The 23,302-nt window shown below is 47.7% G+C and carries 23 protein-coding genes; 4 read left to right on the forward strand and 19 right to left on the reverse strand.

The window, feature by feature from the left end; all coding sequences use genetic code 11:
• Nucleotides 1-61 precede the first annotated feature (61 nt).
• The 4 genes from ACESON_RS00395 to ACESON_RS00410 form a co-directional block, all read right to left on the reverse strand.
• Nucleotides 62-517: a hypothetical protein gene (locus tag ACESON_RS00395; RefSeq protein ID WP_177958936.1), complete on the reverse strand. Its 456-nt coding sequence runs from the start codon at nucleotides 515-517 to the stop codon at nucleotides 62-64.
• A 73-nt stretch (nucleotides 518-590) separates the two neighbouring features.
• Complete coding sequence (locus tag ACESON_RS00400; protein ID WP_373107895.1) at nucleotides 591-1,484, reverse strand: MetQ/NlpA family ABC transporter substrate-binding protein; 894 nt, start codon at nucleotides 1,482-1,484, stop codon at nucleotides 591-593.
• A gap of 138 nt (nucleotides 1,485-1,622) precedes the next feature.
• A complete protein-coding gene (locus ACESON_RS00405; RefSeq protein ID WP_373107898.1) occupies nucleotides 1,623-2,288 on the reverse strand; it encodes a methionine ABC transporter permease in 666 nt (221 codons plus the stop codon).
• Nucleotides 2,278-3,306, reverse strand: a complete 1,029-nt coding sequence (locus tag ACESON_RS00410; protein ID WP_373107901.1) for a methionine ABC transporter ATP-binding protein — start codon at nucleotides 3,304-3,306, stop codon at nucleotides 2,278-2,280. The genes ACESON_RS00405 and ACESON_RS00410 overlap by 11 nt, the downstream gene beginning before the upstream one ends.
• Before the next feature lie 561 nt (nucleotides 3,307-3,867).
• Here ACESON_RS00410 and ACESON_RS00415 point away from each other — a divergent pair.
• Nucleotides 3,868-4,320 carry a MarR family transcriptional regulator gene (locus ACESON_RS00415; protein ID WP_177958940.1) on the forward strand — a complete coding sequence of 151 codons (453 nt, stop codon included), beginning with the start codon at nucleotides 3,868-3,870 and terminating at the stop codon, nucleotides 4,318-4,320.
• The gene (locus ACESON_RS00420) at nucleotides 4,317-5,702 is read left to right on the forward strand and encodes an MATE family efflux transporter (RefSeq protein WP_373107903.1); all 1,386 of its coding nucleotides are present in this window, start codon (nucleotides 4,317-4,319) and stop codon (nucleotides 5,700-5,702) included. The genes ACESON_RS00415 and ACESON_RS00420 overlap by 4 nt, the downstream gene beginning before the upstream one ends.
• Here ACESON_RS00420 and ACESON_RS00425 read toward each other — a convergent pair.
• The gene (locus ACESON_RS00425; RefSeq protein ID WP_373107905.1) at nucleotides 5,671-6,387 is read right to left on the reverse strand and encodes a DNA alkylation repair protein; all 717 of its coding nucleotides are present in this window, start codon (nucleotides 6,385-6,387) and stop codon (nucleotides 5,671-5,673) included. The two genes, ACESON_RS00420 and ACESON_RS00425, sit on opposite strands and share 32 nt — an antisense overlap.
• 7 nt (nucleotides 6,388-6,394) lie before the next feature.
• Entirely contained in the window at nucleotides 6,395-6,958 is a 564-nt protein-coding gene (locus tag ACESON_RS00430; RefSeq protein ID WP_373107907.1) for a phosphatase PAP2 family protein, read from the reverse strand.
• A 107-nt stretch (nucleotides 6,959-7,065) separates the two neighbouring features.
• Between ACESON_RS00430 and ACESON_RS00435 the strand changes: the two genes are divergently transcribed.
• Nucleotides 7,066-8,091 carry a low specificity L-threonine aldolase gene (locus tag ACESON_RS00435; protein ID WP_373108282.1) on the forward strand — a complete coding sequence of 342 codons (1,026 nt, stop codon included), beginning with the start codon at nucleotides 7,066-7,068 and terminating at the stop codon, nucleotides 8,089-8,091.
• Between the two features lie 78 nt (nucleotides 8,092-8,169).
• Here ACESON_RS00435 and ACESON_RS00440 read toward each other — a convergent pair whose 3' ends face one another.
• The 8 genes from ACESON_RS00440 to rsxC all read right to left on the reverse strand — a co-directional run bounded on the left by ACESON_RS00440 (nucleotide 8,170) and on the right by rsxC (nucleotide 16,588).
• Entirely contained in the window at nucleotides 8,170-9,543 is a 1,374-nt protein-coding gene (locus ACESON_RS00440; protein WP_373107909.1) for a hypothetical protein, read from the reverse strand.
• Nucleotides 9,544-9,820: 277 nt separating this feature from the next.
• Nucleotides 9,821-11,203, reverse strand: a complete 1,383-nt coding sequence (locus ACESON_RS00445) for an MATE family efflux transporter (RefSeq protein ID WP_373107911.1) — start codon at nucleotides 11,201-11,203, stop codon at nucleotides 9,821-9,823.
• Between the two features lie 290 nt (nucleotides 11,204-11,493).
• The gene (locus tag ACESON_RS00450) at nucleotides 11,494-12,279 is read right to left on the reverse strand and encodes an RnfABCDGE type electron transport complex subunit B (protein WP_373108283.1); all 786 of its coding nucleotides are present in this window, start codon (nucleotides 12,277-12,279) and stop codon (nucleotides 11,494-11,496) included.
• A 22-nt stretch (nucleotides 12,280-12,301) separates the two neighbouring features.
• Nucleotides 12,302-12,877, reverse strand: coding sequence for an electron transport complex subunit RsxA (rsxA, locus tag ACESON_RS00455; protein ID WP_177960270.1), 576 nt, complete (start codon nucleotides 12,875-12,877; stop codon nucleotides 12,302-12,304).
• 14 nt (nucleotides 12,878-12,891) lie between these two features.
• Complete coding sequence (gene rsxE / locus ACESON_RS00460; protein ID WP_177960271.1) at nucleotides 12,892-13,698, reverse strand: electron transport complex subunit RsxE; 807 nt, start codon at nucleotides 13,696-13,698, stop codon at nucleotides 12,892-12,894.
• 13 nt (nucleotides 13,699-13,711) lie between these two features.
• On the reverse strand, nucleotides 13,712-14,323 hold the full coding sequence (locus ACESON_RS00465; RefSeq protein ID WP_177960272.1) for an RnfABCDGE type electron transport complex subunit G: 612 nt from the start codon (nucleotides 14,321-14,323) through the stop codon (nucleotides 13,712-13,714).
• Entirely contained in the window at nucleotides 14,320-15,246 is a 927-nt protein-coding gene (locus ACESON_RS00470; protein ID WP_177960273.1) for an RnfABCDGE type electron transport complex subunit D, read from the reverse strand. The genes ACESON_RS00465 and ACESON_RS00470 overlap by 4 nt, the downstream gene beginning before the upstream one ends.
• A gap of 16 nt (nucleotides 15,247-15,262) precedes the next feature.
• Entirely contained in the window at nucleotides 15,263-16,588 is a 1,326-nt protein-coding gene (gene rsxC, locus ACESON_RS00475) for an electron transport complex subunit RsxC (RefSeq protein WP_177960274.1), read from the reverse strand.
• Between the two features lie 793 nt (nucleotides 16,589-17,381).
• Here rsxC and ACESON_RS00480 point away from each other — a divergent pair.
• A complete protein-coding gene (locus ACESON_RS00480; RefSeq protein ID WP_373107916.1) occupies nucleotides 17,382-18,002 on the forward strand; it encodes a sugar O-acetyltransferase in 621 nt (206 codons plus the stop codon).
• A 102-nt stretch (nucleotides 18,003-18,104) separates the two neighbouring features.
• On the opposite strand, the gene ACESON_RS00485 is transcribed toward ACESON_RS00480, so the two are convergent.
• Genes ACESON_RS00485 through grpE form a run of 5 tightly spaced genes read right to left on the reverse strand, consistent with a single transcriptional unit; the run spans nucleotide 18,105 to nucleotide 23,301 of the window.
• Entirely contained in the window at nucleotides 18,105-19,430 is a 1,326-nt protein-coding gene (locus ACESON_RS00485; protein WP_373107917.1) for a sodium-dependent transporter, read from the reverse strand.
• A 5-nt stretch (nucleotides 19,431-19,435) separates the two neighbouring features.
• Nucleotides 19,436-20,581, reverse strand: coding sequence for a molecular chaperone DnaJ (dnaJ, locus tag ACESON_RS00490; protein ID WP_177960277.1), 1,146 nt, complete (start codon nucleotides 20,579-20,581; stop codon nucleotides 19,436-19,438).
• Nucleotides 20,568-20,771 carry a hypothetical protein gene (locus tag ACESON_RS00495; RefSeq protein WP_177960278.1) on the reverse strand — a complete coding sequence of 68 codons (204 nt, stop codon included), beginning with the start codon at nucleotides 20,769-20,771 and terminating at the stop codon, nucleotides 20,568-20,570. The genes dnaJ and ACESON_RS00495 overlap by 14 nt, the downstream gene beginning before the upstream one ends.
• Before the next feature lie 6 nt (nucleotides 20,772-20,777).
• A complete protein-coding gene (dnaK, locus tag ACESON_RS00500; protein ID WP_177960279.1) occupies nucleotides 20,778-22,649 on the reverse strand; it encodes a molecular chaperone DnaK in 1,872 nt (623 codons plus the stop codon).
• A gap of 43 nt (nucleotides 22,650-22,692) precedes the next feature.
• A complete protein-coding gene (grpE, locus tag ACESON_RS00505; RefSeq protein WP_373107921.1) occupies nucleotides 22,693-23,301 on the reverse strand; it encodes a nucleotide exchange factor GrpE in 609 nt (202 codons plus the stop codon).
• Nucleotide 23,302: the final 1 nt, after the last annotated feature.

Raw genomic sequence — 23,302 nt, forward strand, 5'->3', positions numbered from 1 at the left:
CCCCATTTCTTCCTGGTATATTCTATGCGCATCTTGATCATATGGTTCCATCCGGAAATCATTACCGAAACAGCTCTTTACCAAAGAAAAACTGCTGCAGCCCTGCAACCAGATTCTCCGGCAAATCAAATTCCGGCTCCGGCATCTGAGGAACCTCAGGAATACCGATTTCAAATCCTCCTCCGTATCCTGAAATTCCTACAAACAGAAAAAGTCCCCACATAAAAACAGTTAAAATCAAACCTCCCAGGGACAGCCCCAGCCCTGCCTTGGCCCGTCCGCTCATCGGTTCGTTTCCTTTTGACAGAAGGGCAAATAAAATTCCCAGTCCGCCGAAAATAAGTCCCCCGTAGCAGCAGCACGTCATCACAACTGCCAGGATTCCCATAACCAGAGAAGCAGTCGCCAGACCATTTGGTGACTGCCTATTCTGGTGGGATGGGGCAGAGTAAGACTCTGCCTGGAGATTCTGATACACGGGATACGAATTGTTCTCTCTCTGATCCTGGTTTTCCATTTCACCCTCCCTTGTTTTGCCGCCCCTGCCCGAAATTTTTATTCTGGCAGACGGCTGGAGCCTCTGCTATTGCTTAAAACAGCGGAACAACAGCGCCCTCATAAGTTGTCTCCATAAATTCCTTTACGGTGTCACTGGTAAGAGCCTCCATCAGCGCCTTTGTGCCCTCCTCATTTTCCTTTCCTTCCTGAACAGCTACAACATTTCCATAAGTAACTGCTGCCTCAGAATCAGAAGACTCTACAGCCAGAGCATCTGTTACCTTCATACCTGCTTCGATGGCATAGTTTCCGTTGATAACAGCAATATCTACATCTGGCAGAGAACGGGGAATCTGCGCTGCCTCAACCTCAAACAGCTCCAGATTCTTCGGATTCTCAACAATATCCATCTTGGTTGCCTTCAGGCCAACGCCTTCCTTTAACTTAATCAGGCCCTGCGCCTCCAGAAGCAGCAGTGCGCGTGCCTCGTTCGTTGCATCATTGGGAACTGCAACCTTTGCTCCGTCTGCCAGTTCCTCCAGAGAAGCTGTCTTTCCTGCATAAATGCCAAAGGGCTCATAATGAACAGCGCCTGCGCTTACCAGCTTTGTTCCTCTTTCTGCATTAAACTGCTCCAGGTAAGGGAAGTGCTGGAAATAGTTTGCATCCAGATCACCGGTATCCAGAGCCAGATTCGGCTGTACATAGTCTGTATATTCTACAATCTTTAAACTGTATCCCTTCTCCTCCAGAACCGGACGGGCTGCTTCCAGAATCTCTGCATGAGGCGCCGGACTTGCACCTACCACCAGCTCTTTCAGCTCTGCAGGTGCCTTGCTCTCCTCTGCCTCTGCCTCAGTCTCCTTGCTCTCTGCTGCAGCTGCCTGTGTTGATGCTGCTGCCGTCTCCTCAGTCTTGCTGCCGCATGCAGTTAATGCTGCCGCTGCCAGAAATGCTGCCGTAATTACACTGATTCTTCTCTTCATAATTCTTATCCTCCTCATAGATAATAATGAATAGATACCGGACAGTTCTTCTGCCCTGATTTATAAAGCCCTTTCGGCTGACAGTCTGAGGTTTTTCCCCTGGCTGCTAAATCCGTTTTCTTTGAAAATCCCGTTTTCTTACCGGATTCTCTTATCGCTGACTCTGGCCAGCTTCATGCCAATCTCCTGAATAATCTGAACAATAATTACCAGAATTGCTACCGTCAGAAACATCATATCTGACTCATACCGGTAATAGCCGTAGTTAATGGCAATACCTCCCAGTCCGCCGCCGCCTACTGCTCCGGCAATAGCGGAATATCCCAGAATCGTGGTGGTGGAAATAGCTGCTCCCACTAACAAAGATGGCTTTGACTCCGGAAGCAGCACCTTCCATATAATCTGAAAGGTAGTAGCGCCCATGGACTTGGCCGCTTCAATCACTCCGGCATCTATCTCCTTAAAAGAAGACTCTACCATTCTGGCAATGTAAGGAGCTGCAGACGCCACCAGAGGCGGCACCACTGCCTTCCAGCCCAGACTGGTTCCCACCAGCTTTCTGGTCAGGGGAATCATCATAATCAGCAAAATCAAAAATGGAACGGAGCGAAGCAGGTTAATGGCAACGCCCAGTATCTTCTGAAGCATGGGAATCGGATGGATTCCCTCTTTATCTGTCACCACAAGAATAATGCCTAAGGGAATTCCGATCATATAGGACAGCACTGTTGAAATCAATACCATGCAAAGCGTCTCTCCGATTCCATTTTGAATCAGCTCCATAATCTGCGGACTAAAGGTCATTTTCTTTTACCTCCTCAAATGGAATTTTTACAGTTTTCAGATAGTGAAGGGCTCTTGCAGCATCAGCTTCATCTTCCGGAAGCTGAATAATCATCTGCCCCATCGCCTTTCCTCCTACATCTCTCGTTGAAGCATACATAATATTCACCGGTACCTTGCAGGCAAGAATCATGTTGGCCAGCACCGGCTCCATGGATTCCCGTCCGTCAAAGATGATTCTGATTTTCCGGGAATGGCTGATCTTCACATTGGTAATCGCATCTCCCAGAATCAGCTGGCGTCCAATTTTTGACTTAGGCTCTGAGAAAATCTCGGCAACCTTTCCTACCTCTGCAATATGGCTTTTGTCAATAATTGCTACCCGATCGCAGATGGCCTCAATCACTGCCATTTCATGAGTAATCACAATCACGGTAATTCCCAGCTCCCGGTTAATCTGCTTGAGCAGCTGCAGGATCGACTTGGTTGTGTTGGGATCCAGGGCGCTGGTTGCCTCATCACAGAGAAGCACCTTGGGATTCGTGGCAATCGCTCTTGCAATCGCCACTCGCTGCTTCTGACCGCCGGACAGCTGGGCTGGATAAGCTCCTGCCCTTTCCTCCAGACCTACCAGCTTCAGCAGCTCCATGGCCCTGTTCTTTGCCTCTGCCTTAGTGTAAGAATGGTTCTTTGCAATTTCCATGGGAAAACAGATATTTTTCAGAACGGTTCTCTGGGACAGCAGATTAAACTGCTGAAAAATCATTCCCATGGACTGCCTTGCCATTCTCCGCTCTGCCTCGCTCATAGCCGCCAGATTTTCCCCTTCAAACAGCACCTGTCCAGATGTGGGAACCTCCAGCATATTGATACATCTTACCAGTGTGCTCTTTCCTGCTCCGGAAAGGCCAATAATTCCAAAAATCTCACCTCTGTAAATATCCAGATTAATGTCGTTTAACGCCACTACCGGGCCGTTAGCCGTCTTAAATTCCTTTCCCATTCCCTTTAACTGGATAATCGTCTCTTCGTTTGCCATATTTCCTCCTTCCATTTCCCTGTGCTCAAAAACGAAGCTCGCGAGCGAGCTTCTCCGCCTGCGGCAGATCGTCTCATCAGCCCAATTCTCTTCCAACCCATGGCGATCCTTGCGGAGCGTTTTTGTTTCACAGGAAATTGCGTCCTATGAAACAAAAAACCGCAGGCCTGTAAAGACCTGCGGCTGTATCTCCGGTTCCCCGGTACTATCCCTATTGTCTCTCAGCATCCATGCAAATCATATCCTGTTTTTTGAATACGCAAACATACGGCACATATCCATCATCATGCCGCACATCATTGCTATATTCATCTGCATGGTTGTAATCTGAGTCATAACAGCTTCCTCTCTTCTTCCCTGATATGGTAAAACAGAAGTTCTCTATGTGGCGTATTGTACGTCACATGGTCTTATTTGTCAAGCAATAATTCACAATTTCCTTGACTTTTCCTCTGTTTCCTGTATAATGTCCCTCTAGTTAGTTCTATTTCGAACTGTTCAAAATAGAACTGTTTGCTGAAAATCTATTTTCTTCAAGACCATTTGAAAGGAGGTATTCTCATGTCATCCTGGATCACTGAGCTTCTGGAGACTACCCGCCGCACCAATAAGCTTCACGAGTCTTTTCTGCGGGATCTCTGCGAAACCTATCATCTGACCATGACAGAAGCGTCCATCATTTGTTTTCTGAAAAACAATCCACAGCTGGATACAGCAGCAGACATTGTAGAATATAAAATGCTGGCTAAAAGCCATGTTTCTCAGGCCGTAGAATCTCTGATCCAAAAATCCATGCTGGCCCGGACTGCCGATCCTCACGATCGGCGCAGACAACACTTATCCCTGCTGCCTGCCAGCGCGCCTGTGACAGACTCTATTCAGGCAGTCCAAGAGCTGTTTTTTCAGGAACTTTTTTCCGGTTTTACAGAAGATGAGCAGAACCAGTTCTTTGCATTTAACCAGAGAATCATTAACAACACAAAAAACATGCTAGAAAGAAGGAAATATCTATGACAGACAACAAAGATTTTCTTGGAAGGGAACCTATCGGCAAGCTGCTGTGGACCTTATCCCTTCCTACCATTGCCGCCCAGATTATTAATATGCTCTACAACATTGTAGACCGGATTTATATCGGCCATATTCCGGAAACAGGCGCCCTGGCTCTGACCGGTGTCGGCGTCTGTATGCCGTTAATTATGATTGTGTCTGCCTTTGCCATGCTGGTAGGCAACGGCGGAGCGCCCCGAGCCTCTATCTTTATGGGCAAAGGCAAATATGAAGATGCAGAAAAAATACTGAACAACTGCTTTACTCTTCAGCTGATAATTTCCGTAGTTCTCACAGGAATTCTGCTTTTGTTCAACCGAACGCTGCTTATGGCCTTCGGCGCCAGTGAAAATACCATTGAGTACAGCGTCAGCTATATGAATATCTACGCCATAGGCACCATCTTCGTACAGCTTACCCTTGGCATGAATGCATTTATTACTGCCCAAGGCTTTGCAAAAACAGGAATGCTCTCCGTACTGATTGGCGCAGTCACCAATATCATTCTGGATCCGATTTTTATCTTCGGTCTGAATATGGGCGTCCGCGGCGGAGCTCTCGCTACGGTTCTTTCTCAGGCGCTTTCCTGTATCTGGGTTCTAACCTTTTTAATGGGCAAAAAAACACAGCTGCGGCTGCGGCCAAATCAGTTCGGCCTCCAGAAAGCCATCATCCTTCCCTGCGTTGGACTGGGTACCTCCACTTTCATTATGCAGAGCAGCGAGGGCATTATTTCTGTATGCTTTAACTCCTCTCTTCTGAAATATGGAGGCGATATTGCCGTAGGCGCCATGACCATTCTGACCAGCGTAATGATGTTTGCTATGCTGCCTCTGCAGGGACTGGGACAGGGCGCTCAACCAATTATCAGCTATAACTACGGTGCCAGAAACCCGGAACGGGTGAAAAAGGCTTTCTGGCTTCTGCTTAAAGTCAGCATGGCCTATGCAACGCTTCTGTGGCTGTTTATCATGATATTCCCCAGAGGCTTTGCCGGACTGTTCACCACCGACGCAGCCCTTCTGGACTTTACCAAACGGGCGCTTCGGATTTACCTGGCATGTCTGTTCCTGTTCGGAATTCAGATTTCCTGTCAGATGGCCTTCAATTCCATCGGCTATGCCAAGGAATCCATTATGGTAGCAGTTATGAGAAAATTCGTTCTCCTGATTCCGCTGATTTACATTATCCCACATTTCTGGACAGGAGATCAGGTCTCTGCTGTATACATGGCCGAACCCGTTGCCGATTTCTTTGCCGTTTCCTTTACTGTCTTCCTGTTCCGGAAACAGTTTAAAAAAGCGCTGGAAAGCATCAGCGGGAAGAAGGACGTCTTAAACGCTTGAGGTATTCCTTCTGCTCCGGTTTAATCCGGAAGCTTTCCACAGATTTTTGAATCGTTTTATTGTGCGTCCACGCATCCAGGCGCTGCTCCTCCAAAAAGGGCAGCGCCTTTTCATACTGTTTTGCCAGCGCTGTTGCAAAATACCAGGCAATCATCATTTTCACATAATACTCTTCTGAATGCAAACCGCATACAAGCTCCAGATATTCCGGTTCAAACTCCTCATCCAGATAATAGCACATCAGCATTTCCGCAGCAAATCGGATGGTATACGTATGGTCAGAACAAAGCCACCGGCGGATCTCTTTCAGAAATTCCGGAAGGCGCTTTTTTACTACTGCCGGACGAATCAGATCGCAGGTAGCCCAGTTGTCCACCTGAGGCAGAAAACGCTCCAGCTGAGCCACGCAGTCTTTATAATCCCTGATTCCGGAAATCAGAATTCCATGAAGATTATTTTCCTCATAATAGCTGTGAACTTCCTCCTGTAAAAACTGCCTTGCCTCATCTGTTCCCGTCAGTTCCCGGGCCAGACGTCTCAAGTCCGGAGTTCTTACGCCAATAATCCGCTCTCTGCTTATTCCCGGCATCAGACGGGCCTGAAAATCCCCATATTCCTGATCCTGAAGGGAAAAGAGCCTGCTTAAAATTCTATTTTCCTGTGTCTCTCTGCTTTCTTTAACCACTCACATCTCACACCCTTTCTCTCTCTGCTTTCCTGTGCCTTTCCCATGCTGCCTCTGCCTTCAAAGCCAGGATACCGGCAAGCCACCCTACAAAAAAACCGCCCAGCACATCCGTAGGATAATGAACGCCCACATAAAGCCGGGAAAAACCAATGAGAACAGCCAAAATCACAAAGCCCCACCCCTTCCGCTCCGGAAACATCCGCAGATAGACAAGGGCTGCTGCAAAGGACGCGCAGGTATGGCCTGAAGGGAAGGAAAAATCTGTCTGCTTCTCCACCAGAAGCTCAATGACAGGATACAAATCATAGGGCCGTATCCTAGCAACAGCATTTTTCAGAAATACATTAGTAATCAACGCTCCCACAGCCAGAGAAAAACCGGCTGTCAATCCCGCTCTCCTGGTTTTGGGGATCAGAGCAAAAACCACAGCTGTCACAATCCAGAACCAGCCTGCATTTCCCAAAAAAGTCACAGCCTTCCAAAATCCCGTCATCCAATCTGCCCGGAGATATTCCTGTATCAGCAGTAAAATCCACACATCTGCCTGCTGAATCCATTCTCCTATCATAACAATCACACTTTAATCCTTTCTCTCTTTTCTTGCATTTTCCCCGATTCTGTTATATGATGGCATTCAGTATTGGCAGCTATTCAAACACAAGGAGGAATACCATGATTTACAGCTTTAACAACGATTACAGTGAAGGCGCCCATCCGAGGATTCTGCAGGCTATGATGGAAACCAACCTGGAACAGAATAATGGTTACAGCCTGGATCTCCATACAGACCATGCAAAGGAACTGATTCGCCAGGAAATTGGCAGAGAAGATGCAGATATCCATATGATTACCGGAGGAACCCAGACAAATCTTCTTGCCATTTCCTGTGCCCTAAAGCCCTACCAGGCTGTCATCTGTGCAGAAACCGGTCATATCAATGTCCACGAAACGGGAGCCATCGAAGCCACCGGACACAAGGTTCTGGGACAGCCCACCCCAGATGGACTTATGACCCCTGCCCTGATCCAGAAGGCTCTGGACTGGCACACTGACGAACATATGGTACAGCCAAAAATGGTCTATATTTCCAATGCCACTGAAGTAGGCACCCAGTATACCAAGGCTCAGTTGGAGGCGCTTTCCGCTTTCTGCCGCCAGAAAGGGCTTTACCTGTTTTTAGACGGAGCCAGACTGGGTTCTGCCCTTACCAGCCCTGCAGGCGATCTGACACTTGCGGACATTGCCCGCCTGACGGATTTATTTTACATTGGAGGTACAAAAAACGGCGCCCTTTTCGGAGAAGCCCTGATCATCCTAAACCCGGATTTAAAGCAGGATTTCCGTTTCCTCATCAAACAGAAGGGCGCCATGCTGGCAAAAGGATGGCTTCTTGGTATCCAGTTTGAAGAGCTGTTTCAGAACCGCCTCTTCTATGACATAGCTTCCCATGCCAATGAAATGGCAGGCAAGCTTCGCCGCGGCATTGAAGACTGCGGATATTCCTTCCACTGGGCATCCACAACAAACCAGCTGTTTCCCGTACTTCCAAACACGGTTATGGAAGCTCTTTCCAGGGATTTCCTTTTCTCCGTCCAGACTGTAATTGATGATACACACACCTGCATCCGTCTGGTGACCTCCTGGGCTACAAAACCGGAAGCCGTTGACGCCTTTTTAAAGGCGCTTCAGAAGCTTTCCTGATTTTCGGCTCTCTGCATGTTTCTTTCGAAGAGGATCATAAGTGTTCTGGTCCTCTTCTGGAAAGAAGCCCCCTGCAGGCTAACGTTTTTTCATTTCCGATTCTGCCGACTCTTTTTGGCTTTGAAAAGCCTCTTCTGCCGCTTTTATAGCTTCCGGTTCCATAGCCTCTGAAAAGTTCAGCACTAAAAGCCTGCTTTCATCCGTAATCACATACGTATCAAAGGCATCCCCGGAATCCTCCCGAACAGACATCCCCGGAATCTCCAAACTATAATGGAACCGTACCACAGTCATCGAGGGATCCTCGGCCGAAAGCTCTGTCCGGGTAATTCTCCATTTATCACCCCGATCCTTAGGATAGACGGATCTGCTGAAGCGCAGCGCAGCAGGAATGGGACTTTCAAAATACTCGATCATCATTCTGGCCCCGGTCTTGCTGCTTCTTCCTATTTGACTCTGATAAACAGCTGCCGGACTTTTTAAATTTTCCAAAAGATAATTTTCAACCGTATCATATTCCGGGGCTATCTTTTCCAGAGGATACATCCATTCCCATGTATCTTCCTGCAAAGCTCTGTTTTCCGGAATGTTTTTTTCCATAAGAAATACAGCTGTTCCCCAAAAAATCATACTGACTGCCGCACTGCAGACAGCATATTTTCCCTTTTTTACTCTAGTATCTCCGCTCCCGTGCAGACGAATCCAGGACTGCATTCCCAGCAATATAAAAAAGAGCGCCATAATTGCAAAAAATATCACCGAATTTCTGCTAGAAAGTCCAGATATGCCAAGATATCCGGCAAGCAGAAATATCCCTAAGAATGCCGTTGCCAGAGTCTTTACCTTCACATATCCCAAACTGTGCTGCAAGAGTATTCCTGTATCTTTCATCTGACGGCTTCCCCGCACAAACCAGAAAATGCCTTCTAAAATTCTCCCTCCAAAAAATACTGACAGAATCACCAGCAAAAGTCCGTCTGCTAGGCTCTCTGGATCTGCCAGGCTCTTTCCTGGATTTTCCAATACATCTCTCATGGCCCAGACAAAAAAAACAAGCAGCAGGGCTACTGTAAACCAGGATGTCATAAGCCTTTTTTTCTGAATCGAAAACTGGATATTCTCCTTTAAAGGCTCTGCCAGTGGAAGCTCCCAGCTTCTGGCATAAAAAATCTGAATACCAGGACCTCCGCACTGAAATCTCCATCCGGCCTTCCCGCACTGTTCTCTCATCTTCCGCGCCTCGTAGCTGTCAGGCCCTGTTATAAAGGAACCGCCGGGAACAAAGGCTGCCGCATAACGCCTTTGTTCCGGCTCTCCCTCATAAAATACAATTCCCCACTCCCCTATCTTATCCGGAAACCATCCTTTTTCTGCCATCTGTTCCAGATACATGGACAAAGCGCCCATCTCATTTGTCTCAAATGACCAGAATGTCCATTTTCTTTTCTTCATGCATTTATCTCTCCTCTGATTCTCACCCTTATGAATCCCCCATTCTTCTTGTTCGGTCTTGCCAGATAAGAAAAAAGCTCGCGAGTTTATCCGCCTGCGGCGGGTCGCTTCTGCGGCAAAATTCTCTGACGCCGCATGGCAATCCTCGCAGAGCGTTTTTCTTTCATAGGACGCAATTTTTTATGAAAGAATGACCGTCCTGAACAGTTACTATTTTACTATAAATTTTCAGACCATCACAAGTAAAATTTGAGTAAACCAGACGTTCTGTGAACAGTTATGAGTTCTCTGCACTGTCCTCCGGCATGGAACGAAAAAAAGATACAACGAAAGGAAGCGTAATTGCTGCTGATATAATATCTGCCGTCACCTGGGAAATCTGAATTCCAAGCAGACCAAATACATGGCTGAAGATCCACAAAATAGGGATAAATACAATGCCGCTTCGTATCATCGACAAAAAAGTTGCCATTCCGCTTCTTCCAATACTCTGAAACAGCATATTTCCGCACAGAGAGATCGGAAGAAAAAACAAAGAGAGACACTGAGCCCTAAGAGCCCGAACACCCACGCGGATCACCTCCGGATCATCCCGGAAAAGAGCAATAATCCATCCAGAACAGAAAAATCCTGCTACTGCTGAAATACTTAACACAACCAGACTGCTGCGGATACTGAACCAGAAGCCCTCCCGCACGCGGCTGTATTTTCCTGCTCCGTAGTTGAAGGCACTGACCGGCTGAAATCCCTGCCCAATTCCCAGCGCCACACAGAACAGAAAGTTAATTACCCTGGATACAATACTCATAGCTGCGATTGCTGCATCCCCATATACAGCAGAGCACAGATTCAACACCATCACAGAAACGCTGTTGAGTCCCTGACGCATCAGGCTGGGAAAACCCACTGCTATAATATTGGTAATATCCTTCCAGCTGTGAGTGAAATATTTTATGCTGATTCGGCTCTGAACCTTTTCCCTGAGAAAGGGGCTGATCAGAATCGCCGCTCCCACATACTGAGAAACTGCGGTGGAAATTCCTGCTCCCCTGACCCCCATATCCAATCCGAAAATCAGAACCGCATCCCCAAAAATATTCAAAATTCCGCCGAAAGCCAGTCCCATCATGGCAAACACCGCTTTTCCCTCATACCGCAGAATATTGTTCATCACACAGCTGGAGGCCATGGCAGGCGCTGCTAAAAGAATCCAGGTACTGTATTCCTTTGCATAAGGCAAAATGGAATCAGTACTTCCCAGAAGACGCATCAGCGGTTCCTGTAAAGCCAGTCCCAAAATCCCCATCAAACTGCCGCACAAAAGCGAAAGAAAGAAGCTGGTAGAGGCAAAGATTCTGGCACTCTCCACATCTCTTCCGCCCAGTTTTCTGCTGATATTGCTTCCTGCCCCGTGACCCAGCATAAATCCGAAAGCCTGAATAATCGCCATCAGAGCAAATACTACGCCGGTAGCTCCACTGGCGCTGGTTCCCAGGCGGCTTACAAAAAAAGTATCCGCCATATTATACACATTTGTCACCAGCATACTGATCGTAGTGGGAAGTCCCAATGTCAAAACCAGCTGATGAACCGGAGTTTTTGTCATTTTGTCAAACTGCTCCTGAGCGCTTTCGCCTTTTTCCACATGTTTTCCCTGCATTCCTCTTACACCCCTGAATTACACTGTTTTTCTATCCTGTCGCCTGTTGACAAAAACAGGAATTTTACCTGTATCTTAGCACATTTAAAAACCTTCTACAAGCTTCTGAAAAAGAATCTGCCTTGTTCATCTCCCCTTTCCCAGCTGTGTTAGCAGCCATTTTTCTCTAGAGTACATTGCCCATTCTCACAGTTCGTTTTTATATCACAAAATGTACCTTCCCATAACAAAAAAAAGATACTGCCCAACCATCAACCGACGATCGGACAGCACCTTTATGAAGCTTACTTTTACAGAATAATCTTGGAAGGACACTTTTCTGCGCACTTGCCGCAGTTTGTACACTTCTCATAATCAATGACTGCTACGTTGTTATCCATGTGAATCGCATCAAACTCACACTGCTTGGTACACAGGGTACAGCCAATACAGCCATTGTCACATTTGGCCTTTACGTCCTTGCCCTTATCGTGGGAAGCACACTGTACCAGATGCTTTGCAGAGTAGGGAACCAGCTCAATCAGATGATTGGGGCAGGCAGCCACACACTTGCCGCAGGCAACACATTTTTCCTTGTCTACAACAGCAACACCGTCCACAACATGAATCGCATCAAAAGCACAGGCCTTTACGCAGGAGCCGTAACCCATACATCCATAGGAGCAGGCTTTTTCACCAGCACCGGGAACTACAGCAACCTTGGCACAGTCATCAATACCAAAGTAATTGTACTGTACACGGGTTTTATCACAGGTACCTTTACATTTAACAAAAGCAACTTTCTTCTCAGAAGCTCCGCCTTCTACGCCCATAATTGCGGCAATCTTATCAGCTACAGCCGGACCGCCTACCGGACAGGCATTGACAGCTGCAGTTCCGGCGGCAATCGCGCTTGCCAGACCGTCACATCCCGGGAATCCGCAGCCGCCGCAGTTATTGCCCGGCAGCTCTGCTCGAACCAGGATTTCTTTTTCATCTACCTCTACTTTTAACTTCTCACTGGCCAGTCCCAGGAGTACACCGATAATAATACCGATAGCACCGATGATTCCTGCTGCCATGAGCAATCCCATCATATTCATCCTTCGATCCCTCCCGTTAAATCAGACCGGAAAAGCCCATGAAGGCAATCGCCATCAGACCGGAGGTGATCAGCACAATGGGTGATCCCTTAAAGTTAAATGGAATATCATTGTCTTCAATGCTTTCACGGATACTTGCCAGCAGTACAATTGCAATGGTAAAGCCTACTGCAGTACCAAAACCGTTGGCCACGCTGAAAATAAAGTTGTACTCCTTCTGTACGTTGGTCAGAGCGGAACCCAGAACTGCGCAGTTGGTGGTAATCAGAGGCAGGAACACGCCCAGCGCCTGATACAGGGACTGCATATTTTTCTTCAGGAACATCTCAACCAGCTGTACCAGAGCTGCAATAACCAGGATAAATGCAATGGTCTGCAGATAGGTAAGACCTGTCGGTACCAGTACAAAGGTATAAATCAGGTTTGTCACAATAGAGGCCAGCACAATTACGAAAATAACGGCTGCGCCCATACCCAGAGAGGTGTCTACCTTCTTGGATACACCAAGGAACGGGCAGAGTCCCTGGAACTGGCTCAGGATGATGTTATTCACCAGAGCAGCGCCCACAATTACTAAAATTAATTCTTTCATCTACTCAGCCCCTCCTATTCTGCCGTTTTCTCTGCAGCTGCTTTTTCAGCGGCTGCTTTTTTTGCTGCAGCTGCCTTCTCAGCGGCTGCTTTCTTTGCTGCCAGAGCCTCTTCTTCTTTCTTTCTGCGAATTTCTTCCAGAGCCTCATGGTTTGCCTGACATGCAGAGCCGCTGCAGGTTAAGCAGTTGCCGCCGCAGGCCAGCTTGGAAGGAGCCACAGAGCCATTAGTAGCAGAGGGAGCCTTAAATTTGTTCTGAAGGGCAGTCAGGCCAGCCAGTACAAAGAATGCTCCGGGTGCCAGACCGAAAATAGCAATACGGTAATTTTCCGGAATCAGCTCAATACCGAAAATGGAGCCAGAACCAAGGATCTCACGGAAAATAGCAATACAGGTCAGACCTACAGTAAATCCAAGACCCATACCAATACCATCAAAAGCGGATTCCACAGGACCGTTCTTTGCTGCATATGCCTCAGCGCGGCCAAGGATAATACAGTTTACTACGATCAGCGGAATAAAAATACCCAGTGACTCATACAGGCTCGGAATATATGCCTGCAGAAGCAGCTGTACAATAGTAACCAGAGAAGCAACAATTACAATATATGCCGGAATACGTACCCGATCCGGAATAATTTTCCGCAATGCGGAAATAAATAAGTTAGAGAAAACCAGAACTGCCGTTGTGGACAGTCCCATGCCGACGCCGTTGATGGCGGTTGTGGTAACTGCCAGAGTCGGACACATACCAAGCATCAGGACGAAGGTCGGGTTTTCTTTAATAATACCGTTATATAAACGTTCTACACATTTATTCATGACTTCCTACCTCCTACTGTGCCAGGCAGTTCTTTACATAGTAAACTGCCCCGTTTACTGCACCAGTTACTGCATTTGAAGTAATGGTCGCACCGCTGATTGCATTAATCTCATTCTCTGCGGAAGCGCCGTTTTTGGTAACAGTAAATGAATCTACATTCTTGCCTGCATACTGGCCTTTCCATTCCGGCTTGTCTGCATTCATACCAAGACCTGCTGTCTCAGCCAGAGTTAAAAACTCAATGCCGGAAACTGTGCCGTCTGCTTCAATACCTACAGAAACGGTAATTGCGCCGCCATATCCGTCCTTGGAGGTAGAGGTAACAACATATCCCACCTCTGCGCCGGAAGCATCCTTGCCGCTTACTGCCTCATCCACAGTTACATTGCCATAGCCCAGGCCTGAAATCTCCGTATTGGCTGCTGCCAGAGCATCTGCAGAACCAGCCTCCTCAAAGGTCTCTGCTGCCGGTAGAACTGTCTTATAAGCCTCTGCCTTGGCAGCCATCTCAGCCGCAGCAATGGGAGCCTTTGTAATCTCATAAACACCGCCCAGACATGCACCGGACACCAGTGTGATGGCAAACAGGATCATGGCATCTTTCATAAATCCGCCTTTACTCATGATTTTTTGCCCTCCTTTCCAAATGGTGTCGGAAGAGTGAAGCGCTCAATCAGCGGAACCAGCAGGTTGCTGATGATAATTGCGTAGGAAACACCCTCCGCAGAACCGCCGAAAATACGGAACAGTCCTGTCAGAATACCTAAAAGAATACCGAACACAATCTGGCCCTTTGGTGTGATCGGGCTGGTCACATAGTCCGTTGCCATAAAAAAGGCACCGAAAATCAGACCGCCGCCGCAAAGGTGAGCCAGTACATAATTCAGATCCTGCTGTCCAAAAATAAATACGAAAACAGCGGTGGTCAGAATATAGGTAACCGGAATTCTCAGGGAAATCACTTTTTTCACAACCAGGTAAGCTGCACCGATTAACAGGGCAATCACAGAAACCTCACCAATGGTTCCCGGAATCTTACCAATAAACATCGCTGCTACATCTACACTCTCGCCTGCCTTTAATACTGCCAGAGGAGTTGCTCCCGTCCAGCCGTCCAGAGTAAATGCAGACATCTGGCCGGTAAAGGAAATCAGCAGGAAGCATCTTGCTGCCAGAGCCGGGTTCATAAAGTTCTGTCCCAGACCGCCGTAAAGCTGCTTTACTACAATAATGGCGAACACACCGCCCAGAGCCGGAATCCACAGGGCAATCTCCGGCGGCATATTAAGCGCCAGAATCATACCGGTAACAACGGCACTGAAATCACTGATGGTACAGGGTCTTTTTGTAATCTTTTCAAATACATACTCACTCAGCACGCAGGCCGCAATGGTTACAATCAGAACCAGCAGCGCGTGAAGCCCAAACTGAAATACACCAAAGGCTGTAGCCGGAAGCATGGCAATCGCCACATCCACCATAATGCTCTGGGTCGTCTCATTGCTCCGAACGTGCGGGGATGAGGATACGTTTAATAATTTACTCATGTCTTATCTTCCCCTCCTACGCTTTCTTTCTGCGGTTTGCTGCAACCGTTTTTCTCATTTCCTTGAAGGCCTGGGTCAGAGGACGCTTAGCCGGACAGATAAAGGTACAGCTTCCGCACTCCATACATTCCATGCCGCCAACCTTTTCAAAGGCCTTACAGTCGCCCTTTAAGGCTGCCTTCATCATCTTTACCGGCACAATATGGCTGGGACATACGCTTACGCACTTGCCACAGCGGATACAGGGCGTCTCTGCATTGGCAGCAACCTCGTCCTTGCTCATGCACAGCAGAGCGGAGTTAGTCTTTGTCACCGGAATATCCGTTCCAAATAAAGCCATACCCATCATAGGGCCGCCTGCAATCAGCTTCTCCGGCTCTGTTTTAAAGCCGCCTGCTGCCTCGATCAGCTCCTGCATATTGGTACCGATCTTCACCTGGAAGTTCTGGGGATTTGCAATCGCATCACCCGTCACGGTAACTACGCGGCGCATCAGCGGCGTTGTCTTACATACAGCATTATATACGGAAATAACCGTGTCAACGTTATCTACAATACAGCCAGCGTCCGCAGGAAGCATGGAGGAATTCACCTTTCTTCCAGTTACTGCATAAATCAGAGAACGCTCACCGCCCTGAGGATACTTGGTCTGCAAAGGACATACCTCAATCCGGGACTCGTCCTTTACCAGCTCCTGAAGCTTTTTAATTGCCTCCGGCTTGTTATTCTCAATGCCGATTACACCCTTGGCGTTGTCAAACAGCTGAAGGATCACCTTCAGACCGCCTACTAACTTCTCCGGCTCTTCCATCATCAAACGGTAGTCAGATGTCAGATATGGCTCACACTCTGCACCATTCACCAGAATATATTCGATTTTACTCTCATCCTTTGGTGCCAGCTTTACATGTGTGGGGAATCCAGCTCCGCCCAGACCTACAATTCCGGCCTCCTTCACAATATCGCGGATCTCCTGCTTTGACAGCTTTGCCGGATCGCGGTCTGCACCCAGCCCCTCTACAGCAGTGTACTCACCATCATTTTCCACCACAATGGAGTTTACCATTGCACCGTTTGCAACACGCCTCGGCTCAACTGCTTTGACCGTTCCGGAAACAGAACAGATAACATTTGCAGAAATGAAGCCGCTGGCTTCGCCGATTTTCTGGCCTGCCAGAACCTTGTCACCCTTTTTCACCAGCGGAATCGCCGGAGCGCCGATGTGCTGAGACATTGGATAAACCAGATCTCCCTTCGGCATCAGGATCTGTACCGGCTTGTGCTCGGACAATTCTTTTCCTTCATAAGGATGAACGCCGCCTTTAAATGTAGCCAATCCCATGAATCCTTACCCTCTTTCTCTACTTTTTTCTTGCATTTTATTGACAAAATCTCTCACCTTGTCATCCATATCAGTATAACATAATTAAACAGGCCATTCAATTCCATTTTTCTCCTTGTATACTGTGTATATAATACATTTCTCGACCATTTTGTCTCATTTCTAAGTAGTTTTCGACTATTTTTTGTTAATAAAAAAACAAGTTTTTCTGTTTTTGTATTTATTATGTTTTTCTAAAAAAACAATTTATTTTTTATGAATTCCAATGATTCAAGAAAAAGGGTGAAATGAGGAAAAAACTGACAGGAGAGCTGATTTCCTGCGGCTGTCAGATTGTGAAATTTTTGTTCATTTTTAGCGTTTTTTATGAAAATTTTGGATTTATTGTTTTTTCTTATTTATATTAATAAGTATTGTTATTTATTTTTATTTAAAAAATTTTTTCAATTTTTTTGAAAGAAGTGCAATAAAACTCACTGCCTCTGCATTAACTAATTGAACGGATGAAAAGAGGAACGCTCTGAAGCAGAACATGCGGCAAAAAACCTATCAAGAACATTTACGAGATCCCTTGATGCATTACACTCTATCACACACCGCCGCAGCTCCTGTACAGGGGCAGACTCCTTTTCAAAAAACCTTAAAAATTAGGGTTGCAACCAAAAGAAGCGGGATTTCCCACAGCTCAACAAACTGTGAAAAATCCCGCTTCTTTTTTATACTCTCCTCAAAACAGAAAAACGTGATAAAATAGAAAAATAAAAACCACGAAACCATACAGGGAGGTATTTCTATGACTCAACCAGAACGCCGCGATGCATCTATGGCCTATATCAGCGATGACGCTGTCATGGAAGAACAGCGCCAGTGCCGCAGGATTCTTCAGCGGTTTAATTTTGCCGATCGCTCTGACTTTGAAGGTCTGGCTGCCATCGTAAAAGAGCTTCTCGGTAAATCCGATCACGCCTTTATTAACCCGCCCTTTTTCTGTGACTACGGAAAGCATATTGAAGTGGGCAAAAACTTCTATGCCAATTACAATTGTACCATTCTTGATGTAGCAAAAGTAACTATCGGAGACAACTGCATGCTGGCTCCTAACGTAGCCATCTATACAGCAGGCCATCCCCTCCACCCGGTATCCCGTAATTCTCTATATGAATACGGAATTCCCGTTACCATTGGAAACAACGTCTGGATTGGCGGCAATGCAGTGATTCTTCCCGGCGTCACCATCGGAAATAATGTGGTAATCGGTGGGGGAAGCGTAGTGACAAAAGATATTCCCGACTGGTCTCTGGCAGCAGGCAATCCCTGTCGGGTACTGAGAAAAATAACGGAAGAGGATAAGCGGTACTATTTCCGGGATCTGGAATTTGATGAGGAAGCCTGGGATACCATTTCCAAACTGTAGCAAAACTGCCGCCAGTCCTGAACGGATACTTCCGTTCTGACTGACGGCAGAAATCATATTCCAGTCTGATTTTCTGCTTGTCTATTTTATTTTGCTTCTTTATCAGCCGATTCCGCCTACTGCCGCACCGACTAACAGTACCAGAATACAGATTCCGCAAAATCCGTATTTTCCAAGGGGATAAAACCATCCGCCCAGGGGCTCTTTTCGTCCTTTGTTTACTTCTTTCTCTACAAAGACTTTTCCCAGAACCCAGAAAAACATGATTCCAGCAATTCCCGCCCCCAAAGGACAGATATAGATGGATACTACATCCATCCAGTCTGATACGATACCCTGAATGCAGAGAGAAACTGCTGCTCCAGTCAGTCCAACTGCTGCGCAGGCGGATTTTCTGCCTATATGAAACTTTTCCTGAACTGTGGCAATCGGAGCCTCATACAGGTTGATCAGAGATGTGATTCCCGCAAAGGTCACAGCCACAAAAAAGATCATGGCGATGATACGTCCTCCTGCCATCCCCTTAAACAGATTTGGCAGGAAAATAAACATCAGCCCCGGGCCGCCCTGATCCAGCTGGGCCCCCACCGTAGCCATGGCAGGAATCAGCACCAGCGCCGCCAGTATAGCTGCCAGAGTGTCAAAAAATGCCACATTTCTGGCTGATGCAGGAATATCTTCCTGATCATCCAGATAAGAGCCGTAAATCAAGGTTCCATTTCCAGCTACAGACAGGGAGAAAAAGGCCTGTCCCATAGCATAAATAATTACCTGAGGGTTGAAAAAGGCCGCCGGATCAATGCGGAAAATATAGCGATATCCCGATATTGCCCCCGGCTGAAATGCAATGTATATCCCCAGCCCCAAAAACAAAAAGAAAAACAGGGGCATCAGAATCTTATTCACCTTTTCAATGCCGCCGCCAATGCCAAACATCAAAATAGCAATAGCCGCTGCCAGAGCCGCCATCTGCCAGCCATTGTTTCCAAAAGAACTGGCCATACCGCCAAAGGCAGAGCTGAAGCCGTCAATATCCGCCGGTTCCAGGGCAGAGCCTGTAAATACTCCTGCGGTATATTTAAAAATCCAGCCCATAACAACTGTATATCCAATGGCAAGAGCCATAGAACCGAGAACCGGAATCAGACCAATCGCCTCTCCGGCTTTTCTCAGTCCCTTTTTCTCACAGGCTGCTCCGAAAGCATCTACTGGACCAGATCGGGTAGCGCGGCCGAAGCTCATTTCTCCAATCACACCTGTAGATCCAATCAGAGCCACAAAAGCAAAATACCAAATCAGAAAGGAACCGCCTCCGTATTTGGATACCCGGGTAGGAAACATCCAGATATTTCCCATTCCAACAGCAGAGCCAATGCAGGCCAGGATAAATCCCCACCGGGATGCGAATAAGTCTCTCCTCTTTTCCATTTTATTTATTTAAAGAATTTTCCTTTCCGCTTTTTTTCTTCCGGCTCCAGATGCTCTCCCTTCATAGCCGCATCAAACCGGCGCAGGGCTTCCTTCTGCTCTTCGTTCAGCCGCTCCGGCACCTGAACGACCAGAGTTACATAGTGATCGCCGCGAACATTGCGGTTTCTCAGAGATGGAACGCCTTTTCCTCTCAGGCGGACACGGGTATCTGTCTGGGTTCCTGCTTTCACCTCGTATTCTACTTCTCCGTCTACAGTGCGGATGCGAATAGGACCGCCCAGTGCCGCTGTAGCAAAGGAAATCGGAACTGTGGAGAAAATACTGGTATCCTGGCGCTTAAATACCGGATGCTGGGATACTACTGCCTCTACCAGCAGATCGCCCCGCTCTCCGCCATTGACACCAGGCTCTCCGCCGCCTGCACAGCGAACACTCTGTCCATTATCAATACCGGCAGGAATGGTAACCTTGATTTTCTTCTTCTTGGTAACATATCCGCTTCCATAACAGTCCGGACATTTCTCCTTGATAACTTTTCCCTTACCGCCGCACTCCGGACAGGTCTGCACATTCTGTACCTGTCCAAAGAAGGACTGCTGGGTATACATGATTTTACCTTTTCCGTTACACTTGGGACAGGTTTCCGGAGAGGTTCCCGGTTTCGCTCCAGTTCCATGACACTTGCTGCACTCTTCTTTAAAATTGATCTCAATTTCTTTTTCACAGCCAAATACGGCCTCCTCAAAAGTAAGACGGATGGCAGCTCTTACATTGGCGCCCCGCATAGGGCCGTTGTACTGACTGCTGCGGCTTCTTCCTCCACCGAAAATATCGCCGAAAATATCACCGAAAATATCGCCCATATCTGCGCCGCTGAAATCAAAGCCTCCGAAGCCTGCTCCTCCGCCTGCGCCGCCTTCAAAGGCTGCATGGCCGAACTGATCATACTGTCTTCTCTTTTCCGGATCACTTAATACACTGTAGGCCTCAGATGCCTCTTTAAACTTTTTTTCTGCCTCTGCATCTCCCGGATTACTGTCGGGATGATATTTCTTGGCAAGGGTACGGTATGCTTTTTTCAAAGCGGCTTCGTCCGCATTCTTCGGAACTCCCAGCACCTCATAATAATCTCTCTTACTCTCTGCCATGATGGTTTCCTTCCTCTTTTTCTGTCAAATTGCCTTCCCGCATCATAGGGCTGCCGCTCTGGCGGCCTTTTCCTTTATACGCCGAAACGGCTGTCGCCTTTCCCGGGCTGCCAGGAGCGGCCCCGGAAAAGCGCCAGCCTTTCCCGGCAGAAATCCCCCGCCCGGTTCCCTCCGGGCAGGTTCTCGTCATGCCTGATTATACTTCTTTAAAATCACCATCGATTACATCGTCATCCTGTCCGGCAGAAGCATTTCCTGCACCGCCCATGTCAGGACCTGCGCCCTGAGCGCCTGCTCCAGCCTGCTGAGCTGCCTCATAAACCTTGGCAAACAGAGCCTGTGCGCTGGCCATCAGCTTCTCCTTACCAGCCTTAATGTCCTCTACCTGAGCATCGGTCATCTGGTCGATAGGAGCACGGTTAATTGCTTCTTTCAGAGCATTCAGATCTGCCTCTACTGCAGATTTGTCGTCGGCGCTGATCTTATCGCCAACCTCTTCCAGAGCTTTTTCTGTCTGGAATACCATGGAATCTGCTTCGTTTCTTGCGTCAATGCCCTCTTTCTTCTTCTTATCCTGTGCCTCAAACTCAGCAGCCTCTCTCACTGCCTTGTCGATATCTGCTTCAGACATATTGGAGCCGGAGGTAATGGTAATGTGCTGCTCTTTTCCTGTTCCCAGATCCTTTGCAGATACATTTACAATACCGTTGGCATCAATATCAAAGGTAACCTCAATCTGCGGAACGCCTCTTCTTGCGGGCGGAATACCATCCAGACGGAACTGGCCAAGGCTCTTATTATCCCGTGCAAACTCACGCTCACCCTGTACTACATGGATATCAACTGCTGTCTGATTATCTGCTGCAGTAGAGAAGATCTGGCTCTTCTTGGTGGGGATAGTGGTATTTCTCTCAATCAGTCTGGTTGCAACACCACCCATGGTCTCGATAGACAGAGACAGAGGAGTTACATCCAGAAGCAGGATATCGCCTGCGCCTGCATCGCCTGCCAGCTTACCACCCTGGATTGCTGCACCGATTGCAACGCACTCATCCGGGTTCAGAGACTTGTTCGGCTCCTTGCCGGTCATCTGTTTTACTTTTTCCTGAGCTGCCAGCATACGGGTAGAACCGCCGACTAACAGCACCTTGCCCAGTTCGCTGGTGGTAACGCCGCCGTCTCTCAGAGCGTTCTGTACCGGAACTGCAGTTCTCTCAATCAGGTCATGGGTCAGCTCATCAAATTTTGCTCTGGTCAGGTTCATATCCAGATGCTTCGGTCCGTCCTGAGTTGCAGTAATGAACGGCAGGTTAATGTTGGTTGTGGTTGCAGTGGACAGCTCCTTCTTTGCCTTCTCTGCAGCCTCTTTCAGTCTCTGCATTGCCATCTTATCGCCAGACAGGTCAACACCCTCAGCCTTCTTGAACTCATCTACCAGCCACTGGGTAATACGGTTATCAAAATCATCGCCGCCCAGGTGGGTATCACCGTTGGTAGAAAGAACCTCAATAACACCGTCGCCAATCTCAATCAGAGATACATCGAAGGTACCGCCGCCCAGGTCGTATACCATGATCTTCTGCTCTTTCTCATTGTCCAGACCGTAAGCCAGAGCTGCGGCAGTCGGCTCGTTGATAATACGCTTTACCTCAAGGCCTGCAATCTTACCTGCATCCTTGGTTGCCTGACGCTGTGCATCGTTGAAATATGCGGGAACAGTAATAACAGCCTCGCTTACCTTCTCACCCAGATATGCCTCTGCGTCTGCTTTCAGCTTCTGCAGAATCATAGCGGAAATCTCCTGCGGAGTGTAATTCTTGCCGTCGATGTTTACTTTGTAATCGGTACCCATATGACGTTTAATGGAAGAGATAGTCCGATCAGCATTGGTAACAGCCTGACGTTTTGCCGGCTCACCTACCAGTCTCTCTCCTGTCTTTGTAAATGCTACTACAGACGGGGTTGTACGGGAACCTTCCTGGTTCGGGATTACAACCGGCTTGCCGCCTTCCATAACAGCTACACAGCTGTTTGTTGTACCAAGGTCAATACCAATAATTTTGCTCATAGTTTTTTCCTCCTGCTATGCTAAATGAAATAAATGCTCCAAATCAGTTTGCTACCTGTACCATACTGTGGCGCACCACGGTGCCACGGTACTTGTAGCCCTTTAACAGTTCCTGTGAAATCTCATTCTCCCCGAAATTCTCATCATCCACATGCATCACTGCATTGTGAATATTCGGGTCAAACTGCTGTCCCACTGCCTCGATTGCTTCTACTCCGGCATCCTCCAGAGTTTTCACAAACTGCTTATAAATCATTTCCACGCCTTCGGCAAAGGAAGAACCCTTCACATCCTCCGGCACGGCTGCCAGTCCCCGCTCGAAATTGTCAAGCACCGGCAAAATCTTTTCGATAATGTCTCTGGCTCCAATCTCATACATAGAGGACTTTTCTTTTTCTGTCCTCTTACGGAAGTTATCAAACTCGGCCATCTGCCGTTTCAGGCGATCCTGCAGTTCCTCTATCTGTACATCCTTGGGATCCTTTTTGCTGTCGGACTGGGATGCATAACCATCTGCCTTCTCCTCTGCGGCGTCCTGCGCTTCCTGATTTTCCATATGTTCTTCTGTCTCCGGCGCCTTTACCGCATCCTCTGCTGTTTCCGGCTCCTGCTGACAGGATTTCTTTTCTTCATTCATATTATCCTGATTCATG

The sequence above is a fragment of the Lachnoclostridium sp. Marseille-P6806 genome (assembly GCF_964238185.1).
Classification (GTDB): Bacteria; Bacillota; Clostridia; order Lachnospirales; family Lachnospiraceae; genus Brotaphodocola.

What these genes read in the sequence shown, in the direction of transcription:
- dnaJ (WP_177960277.1), bottom strand. Translation starts at nt 20,581, where the DNA reads ATGGCAGAGAGTAAGAGAGATTATTATGAGGTGCTGGGAGTTCCGAAG.
- ACESON_RS00495 (WP_177960278.1), bottom strand. Translation starts at nt 20,771, where the DNA reads ATGACGAGAACCTGCCCGGAGGGAACCGGGCGGGGGATTTCTGCCGGG.
- ACESON_RS00415 (WP_177958940.1), top strand. Translation starts at nt 3,868, where the DNA reads ATGTCATCCTGGATCACTGAGCTTCTGGAGACTACCCGCCGCACCAAT.
- ACESON_RS00470 (WP_177960273.1), bottom strand. Translation starts at nt 15,246, where the DNA reads ATGAGTAAATTATTAAACGTATCCTCATCCCCGCACGTTCGGAGCAAT.
- ACESON_RS00480 (WP_373107916.1), top strand. Translation starts at nt 17,382, where the DNA reads ATGACTCAACCAGAACGCCGCGATGCATCTATGGCCTATATCAGCGAT.
- dnaK (WP_177960279.1), bottom strand. Translation starts at nt 22,649, where the DNA reads ATGAGCAAAATTATTGGTATTGACCTTGGTACAACAAACAGCTGTGTA.
- ACESON_RS00485 (WP_373107917.1), bottom strand. Translation starts at nt 19,430, where the DNA reads ATGGAAAAGAGGAGAGACTTATTCGCATCCCGGTGGGGATTTATCCTG.
- ACESON_RS00410 (WP_373107901.1), bottom strand. Translation starts at nt 3,306, where the DNA reads ATGGCAAACGAAGAGACGATTATCCAGTTAAAGGGAATGGGAAAGGAA.
- ACESON_RS00445 (WP_373107911.1), bottom strand. Translation starts at nt 11,203, where the DNA reads ATGCAGGGAAAACATGTGGAAAAAGGCGAAAGCGCTCAGGAGCAGTTT.
- ACESON_RS00400 (WP_373107895.1), bottom strand. Translation starts at nt 1,484, where the DNA reads ATGAAGAGAAGAATCAGTGTAATTACGGCAGCATTTCTGGCAGCGGCA.
- ACESON_RS00450 (WP_373108283.1), bottom strand. Translation starts at nt 12,279, where the DNA reads ATGATGGGATTGCTCATGGCAGCAGGAATCATCGGTGCTATCGGTATT.
- rsxC (WP_177960274.1), bottom strand. Translation starts at nt 16,588, where the DNA reads ATGGGATTGGCTACATTTAAAGGCGGCGTTCATCCTTATGAAGGAAAA.
- ACESON_RS00420 (WP_373107903.1), top strand. Translation starts at nt 4,317, where the DNA reads ATGACAGACAACAAAGATTTTCTTGGAAGGGAACCTATCGGCAAGCTG.
- rsxA (WP_177960270.1), bottom strand. Translation starts at nt 12,877, where the DNA reads ATGAAAGAATTAATTTTAGTAATTGTGGGCGCTGCTCTGGTGAATAAC.
- rsxE (WP_177960271.1), bottom strand. Translation starts at nt 13,698, where the DNA reads ATGAATAAATGTGTAGAACGTTTATATAACGGTATTATTAAAGAAAAC.
- ACESON_RS00430 (WP_373107907.1), bottom strand. Translation starts at nt 6,958, where the DNA reads ATGATAGGAGAATGGATTCAGCAGGCAGATGTGTGGATTTTACTGCTG.
- ACESON_RS00395 (WP_177958936.1), bottom strand. Translation starts at nt 517, where the DNA reads ATGGAAAACCAGGATCAGAGAGAGAACAATTCGTATCCCGTGTATCAG.
- ACESON_RS00465 (WP_177960272.1), bottom strand. Translation starts at nt 14,323, where the DNA reads ATGAGTAAAGGCGGATTTATGAAAGATGCCATGATCCTGTTTGCCATC.
- grpE (WP_373107921.1), bottom strand. Translation starts at nt 23,301, where the DNA reads ATGAATCAGGATAATATGAATGAAGAAAAGAAATCCTGTCAGCAGGAG.
- ACESON_RS00440 (WP_373107909.1), bottom strand. Translation starts at nt 9,543, where the DNA reads ATGAAGAAAAGAAAATGGACATTCTGGTCATTTGAGACAAATGAGATG.
- ACESON_RS00405 (WP_373107898.1), bottom strand. Translation starts at nt 2,288, where the DNA reads ATGACCTTTAGTCCGCAGATTATGGAGCTGATTCAAAATGGAATCGGA.